At 72.7% G+C, this 7,080-nt stretch carries 1 protein-coding gene; it reads left to right on the top strand.

Features of this window, described 5'->3' with window-relative positions:
• Positions 1–35: 35 nt before the first annotated feature.
• Positions 36–7,080, top strand: a 7,045-nt coding sequence (locus ACZ407_RS34790; RefSeq protein ID WP_468135536.1) for a type I polyketide synthase, incomplete at its 3' end; no start/stop codon positions are given.

Genomic DNA, 7,080 nt, shown 5'->3' with positions numbered 1-7,080 from the left:
ACCTCGAAATCGGCCCCGGCGCAGTCCTCACCGCCATGACCCAAGACACCCTCACCCAACCCGCCACCACCATCACCACCCTCAACAAACACCACACCGAACACCACGCACTCACCCGAGCCACCGCCGAACTCCACACCACCGGCATCCCCCTCGACTGGCCGACCCTGCTCGCCGAGCTGGGTGTGGCCACGGACCGCAAGGCGGAGCTGCCCACCTACGCCTTCCAGCGCAGGCGCTACTGGCTCAAGGAGACGGCCGAGGTGTCGGCAGGCCTTTCGGCGGACGGGACCGGAGCGGGCGCGGACGGGACGGGAGCGGGCGCGGACGAGTCGGAGCCGGACACGGCCGAGGGTTCACCCGCGGAGTCCGGGTCCGCACAGCGGTCCGGGATGGCCGCGGCCGTCGCCGGGTTGTCCGCACAGGATGCCGAACGCGCCGTGCTCGACCTCGTACGGCAGCACGTGGCGGCCGTCCTCGAACACGAGGGACCCGAACAGGTCGCAGTGGAAATGCCGTTCAAGCAGCTCGGCTTCGACTCCCTCATGTCGGTGGAGCTCTGCGTGCGGCTCGGCGACGCGGCGGGCCTGCGACTGCCCTCGTCCACGCTGTACGACCACCCCACCCCCGAGGCGCTGGCACGGCACCTGCGGGACGGGCTGCTGGGCGGCGGGGAAGCCGTCTCGGCCCCTGCGGCGGCTCACGTCCGGACGGCCGCCGACGGCGACGCCGATCCGGTCGCCATCGTCGGGATGGCCTGCCGGTTCCCCGGCGGGGTACGGACACCCGAGGAGCTGTGGGCGCTGCTGGCGGCCGGGGGCGACGCGATCTCCCCGTTCCCCTCCGACCGCGGCTGGGACCTGGACGCCCTGTACGACGCCGACCCGCAGGCGGCGGCGCGGGCCGGGACGACTTACACGAGGGAGGGCGGCTTCCTCCACGACGCGGCCCGGTTCGACCCGGCGTTCTTCGGGATCTCCCCGCGCGAGGCGCTCGCGATGGACCCGCAGCAGCGCCTGCTGCTGGAGACCTCCTGGGAGGCCTTCGAGCGGGCCGGCATCAACCCGCGGACCCTGCGCGGCAGTCAGGCCGGGGTATTCGTCGGCGTGACGGGCCACGACTACGGCCCTCGGCTGCACGAGGCACCCGAGGAGCTTGAGGGTTACGTCCTCACGGGCACCACGCCGAGTGTGGCCTCGGGCCGGGTGGCGTACACCCTGGGCCTGGAAGGCCCGGCCGTCACCGTGGACACCGCCTGCTCCTCCTCCCTGGTCGCCCTCCACATGGCCGCACAGTCCCTGCGCAGCGGGGAGTGCTCGATCGCCCTGGCGGGCGGCGCGACCGTGATGTCCAACCCCGGCATGTTCGTGGAGTTCAGTCGGCAGCGGGGGCTGGCCCCCGACGCCCGGGTGAAGGCCTTCGCGGAAGCCGCGGACGGCACCGGCTGGGGCGAAGGCGTCGGCATCCTCCTCCTCGAACGCCTCTCCGACGCCCAAGCCAACGGACACCCCGTCCTCGGCATCGTCCGCGGCACCGCCGTCAACCAGGACGGCGCCAGCAACGGACTCACCGCCCCCAACGGACCCTCCCAACAGCGCGTCATCCGACAAGCCCTCGCCAACGCCGACCTGACCGCCGACCAGGTCGACGCCGTCGAAGCACACGGCACCGGAACCACCCTCGGCGACCCCATCGAGGCACAAGCCCTCCTCGCCACCTACGGACAGGACCGGCCCACCGACCAACCCCTGTGGCTGGGATCGGTGAAATCCAACATCGGCCACACGCAGGCTGCGGCCGGCGTCGCCGGAGTCATCAAAATGGTCATGGCCATGCACCACGGCCTGCTGCCCAAAACCCTCCACATAGACCAGCCCACCACCCACGTCGACTGGGAAACCGGAGCAGTCGCCCTCCTCACCCAGGACCAGCCCTGGCCCGAGACCGGGCAACCCCGCCGCGCAGGCATCTCCTCCTTCGGCGTCAGCGGCACCAACGCCCACGCCATCATCGAACAACCCCCCACCGCACCCGCGACTGACAACACCCCCGACAGCCCGCACACCGTCCTCCCCTGGGTCCTCTCCGCCAGGACCGCAGAAGCCCTCCGGGCACAGGCACGACAACTGGGCACGTACGTCGGTGAGGTAGAGGACCTCGACACTGCTGCCGTGGCCGCCACGCTGATCAACGGGCGGGCCCTGTTCGAGCACCGTGCCGTCCTCCTGGCCGAGGACAGCGACAGCCTGACGGCTGCCCTGGACGCGCTCGCCGCCGGTCAGCCGCACACTCACCTGGTTCAAGGCGAGGCCGAAACGGTCGGGAAGACGGTGTTCGTCTTCCCGGGTCAGGGCACGCAGTGGGCCGGCATGGGCGCGGAACTCCTGGACGAATCACCGGTGTTCGCCGAGTCCATCGCGCGGTGCGAGCAGGCGTTGGCTCCGTTCGTGGACTGGTCCCTGACCGAGGTCTTGCGCTCGCGGGCCGAACTCGACCGCGTCGATGTCATCCAGCCCGTCACCTGGGCCGTCATGGTCTCCCTCGCGGAGGTCTGGAAGTCCCTCGGCATCCGGCCGGACGCCGTGGTCGGGCATTCCCAGGGCGAGATCGCCGCAGCAGCCGTCTCCGGAGCACTCACCCTCGAAGACGCCGCCAAGGTCGTCGCCCTCCGCGCCCAGATCATCGGCGAACACCTCGCCGGACTCGGCACCATGGCCTCAATCCCCCTGGACGCCGACACGGTCGCCGGACACCTGGAGACCACCACCGGCGTCGGCATCGCCGCCGTCAACGGCCCCAACAGCACCGTCGTTTCAGGCGACAAGACCGCCGTCGAAGAACTCGTCACACGCCTCCAGCAGCAGGACATACGCGCCCGACTCATCCCCGTCGACTACGCCTCCCACAGCGCCCACGTCGAAAACATCGAGAAAGCCCTCCTGAGCACCCTCGACGGAATCAGCCCCCGAACGGCCGACATCCCCTTCTTCTCCACCGTCGAACCCGGCTTCCTCGACACCACCACCCTCGACGCCGCCTACTGGTACCGCAACCTCCGCCAGACCGTGCAGTTCGCCACCGCCATCCGGACGCTGACCGACACCGGCCACACCACCTACGTGGAATCCAGCGCCCACCCCGTCCTCACCTACGGCATCGAGGAAACCGACACCCAGGCCCCCCTGACCATCACCGGCACCCTCCGCCGCAACAACGGCACCCTCACCCGCCTCCTCACCAGTGCCGCACACCTCCACACCCACGGCCACACCCTCACCTGGCCCCAGATCCACCGCCGCCGCCACGCCGACCTCCCCACCTACCCCTTCCAGCACCAGCACTACTGGATCGACACCCCCTCCACTCGCGCGAGCGCAACCGCGGACAGCGTGGACACGCGCTTCTGGGAGGCCGTCGAGAACGCGGATTGGTCGTCGCTCGCCGACACCCTCGCGGTAGAGCCGGATGCCCCGCTGAGTGCGGTGCTTCCCGCGCTCGCGTCCTGGCGGAAGAGCCGGAACCTCGCGTCCACGCTCGACGGCTGGCGCTACCGGGCGGTGTGGCGGCCGGTCACCGATCCGCAGGCCGTGACCGCCGCGGCTGTCGGGACCTGGCTGGTCGTGGTTCCCGCGGGCCGCGAGGACGACCCGCTGGTCGGTGACGTCCTCCGGGCACTGGCCGGCAACGGGACGGACGTACGGCAGTGCCTGCTGGAGGCCACCGAGGCGGACCGCACGCAGTATGCGGCAGCGCTGACCGGGACCCTCGGCGAAGGCGATGGCACTGCCGATGCGGGCGAGAGCGCTCCGGTGGCGGGCGTGCTGTCCCTCCTCGCGCTCGCCCCGCTCGACCGCTCCCCCGCGGCGCCGGCGCTCGCGCTGGTCCAGGCCCTCGGTGACGCCGGGATCCAGGCCCCGCTGTGGTGTGCGACGCACGGCGCGGTCACCACCGGTGCTTCGGACCCGGTCACCGATCCGGCTCAGGCGCAGGTCTGGGGCCTCGGCCAGGTCGCCGCACTGGAGCACCCGGAGCTGTGGGGCGGTCTCGTCGACCTGCCCGACCGGCTCGACGAACGGGCTGCCGCGCGTCTGCGCGCCCTCCTGAATGCCGCGCCCGGCGGTGAGGACCAGGTGGCGATCCGCACCTCCGGTGTCCTGGCCCGCCGCCTGACCCGTACGAGCACCACAACCACGGCCGACACCGCCTGGAAACCCCGCGGCACCGTCCTGATCACCGGCGGCACCGGCGCCCTCGGCACCCACGTCGCCCGCTGGGCCGCACAAGCCGGAGCACAGCACCTCGTCCTCGCCAGCCGCAGCGGACACACCGCACCCGGCGCCGACGCCCTCCACACCGAACTCACCAGCCTCGGCACCACCGTCACCCTCACCACCTGCGACGTCTCCGACCCCGAAGCCGTCCACACCCTCATCACCACACACCCCGACCTCACCGCCGTCATCCACACCGCCGGCACCCTCGACGACGCCACCATCAACAACCTCACCCCCGACCGCCTGGACCACGTATTGCGGCCCAAGGCGGAGGCCGCCGCCCTCCTCGACCGGCACACCCGCCATCTCGACCTCGACGCCTTCGTCCTCTTCTCGTCGGTGGTCGGCACGCTCGGCCGGGCCGGGCAGGGCAACTTCGGTGCGGCGAACGCCCACTTGGACGCGATCGCCCGGCAGCGTCACGCGCTCGGGCTGCCCGCCACCTCCGTGGCCTGGGGCCCGTGGGACGCGGACGGGATGGCCGCCGGCGAGGTCGGCGACCAGCTGCGGCGGCGCGGGTTCCCGGCGCTGGCACCGGAGCTCGCGGTGACCGCGCTGGCCGAGGCCGTCGGGCGCGGCGAGTCCGCCGTGACGATCGCCGACATCGACTGGGAGCGCTTCGTCCCCGCGTACACGGCCGCCCGCCCGAGCCCGCTGATCTCCGACCTGCCGGACGTACGGAGCCTCCGGGAGGAGCCCGCAGACGGCGGCGGCCGTCCCGCCGGCACCCGGCAGGACGAGTCCGCGCTGACGCAGCAGCTGGCCGGTCTGTCGGGTGCGGAGGCCGAGCGGCTGCTGCTGGACCTGGTGCGGGCGCAGGCGGCCGCCGTGCTCGGGCACGGCTCCGCGGACGCGGTGAACGCCGCGCACCCGTTCAAGGACATCGGCTTCGACTCGCTCACGGCGGTCGAGCTGCGCAACCGCCTGGTGGCGGTCACCGGCCTGAAGCTGGCCCCGACGCTGGTCTTCAACCACCCGACCCCGCGGGCGCTGGCCCGCTTCCTGCACGGTCTGGCCGCCGGAGCAGCGGTCGGGGCCGCCCGGGCGGAGGCTCCCGCCGCCGTCCCGGCCGTGGCCGGTGGCGCGGGTGACGCGGGTGACGACGACCCGATCGCCATCGTGTCCATGGCCTGCCGCTACCCGGGCGGGGTCCGCTCGCCGGAGGACCTGTGGCGACTGCTCGCGGAGGGCGGGGACGCCGTGGGCGTCTTCCCGACGGACCGCGGGTGGGACATCGACGCGCTCTACCACCCCGATCCGGAGCGCACGGGTACCTCGTACGTCCGCGAGGGCGGATTCCTTTACGAGGCTGCCGAGTTCGACGCCGGGTTCTTCGGGATCTCGCCGCGCGAGGCGCAGGCGATGGACCCGCAGCAGCGCCTGCTGTTGGAGACCTCGTGGGAGGTCTTCGAGCGGGCCGGGATGGATCCGCGGTCGGTGGCGGGCAGCCGGGCCGGCGTGTTCGTCGGCGTGGCCTCCCAGGACGAGTACGGGCCGCGCATGAGCGAGGCGCCGGAGGGCTTCGAGGGGTACCTGCTCACCGGTACGGCCGCGAGCGTGATCTCGGGCCGGGTCGCGTACACCCTCGGCCTGGAAGGCCCGGCTGTCACCGTGGACACCGCCTGCTCCTCCTCCCTGGTCGCCCTCCACATGGCCGTCCAGGCACTGCGGGGCGGGGAGTGCACCCTCGCGCTCGCGGGCGGTGTCACGGTCATGGCCTCCCCGGGAACGTTCGTGGAGTTCAGCCGGCAGCGCGGACTGGCTCCGGACGGGCGCAGCAAGTCGTTCGCCGCGGCCGCCGACGGCACCAGCTGGGGCGAGGGCGCGGGCGTCCTGCTCCTGGAGCGGCTGTCGGACGCCCGGCGCAACGGGCATCCCGTACTGGGCCTCGTACGCGGTACGGCGGTCAACCAGGACGGCGCGAGCAACGGGCTCACCGCCCCCAACGGCCCTTCGCAGGAACGGGTGATCAGGCAGGCGCTCGCCAAGGCCGGGCTCACGGCCGCCGAGGTCGACGCCGTCGAGGCGCACGGTACGGGCACGAAGCTGGGCGACCCGATCGAGGCGCAGGCCCTGCTCGCCACGTACGGCCAGGACCGGCCCGCCGGACAGCCGCTGCTGCTCGGCTCGTTGAAGTCGAACATCGGGCACACGCAGGCTGCGGCCGGTGTGGGCGGGGTCATCAAGATGGTGATGGCGATGCGCCACGGCGTGCTGCCGAAGACCCTGCACGTGGACGAGCCGAGCCCGCACGTGGACTGGACCTCGGGTGCGGTGGCCCTGCTGCGCGAGGCGGCCGAATGGCCGGAGACCGGCCGGCCCCGGCGGGCCGGTGTGTCCTCCTTCGGTGTGAGCGGCACCAACGCGCACGCGATCATCGAGCAGCCCGCGGCGGAGGATGTCGAGCGGGCCATCGGCAGCGGGGCCGGAGGCGGGACGATGCTGTCCGGGCCGGTGCCGTGGGTCCTCTCCGGGCACGGCCCGGAGGCCCTGCGGGCCCAGGCGGAGCGGCTGCACGCGTTCGTCGCCGACCGTCCCGAACTGGCATCGGTGGACGTGGCCTTCTCTCTCGGCACCACGCGGGCCGCGCTGGACGACCGGGCCGTGGTGGTGGCGGAGGACCGCGCCGACTTCCTCGACGCACTCGGCGCGTTGGCGCGCGGCGAGGAGCACAGCCGTGTGCTCACCGGCTCCGCGGACGGGTCGCAGGGCCGAGTGGCGTTCCTGTTCTCGGGGCAGGGCAGCCAGCGGCCCGGAATGGGACGCGAACTCTACGACGCGTTCCCCGTGTTCGCAGCCGCCCTCG

The organism is Streptomyces sp. NPDC030809, assembly GCF_055572195.1.
Note: the sequence above shows the minus strand (reverse complement) of the source record. Positions and strands in the feature narration are given on the sequence as shown.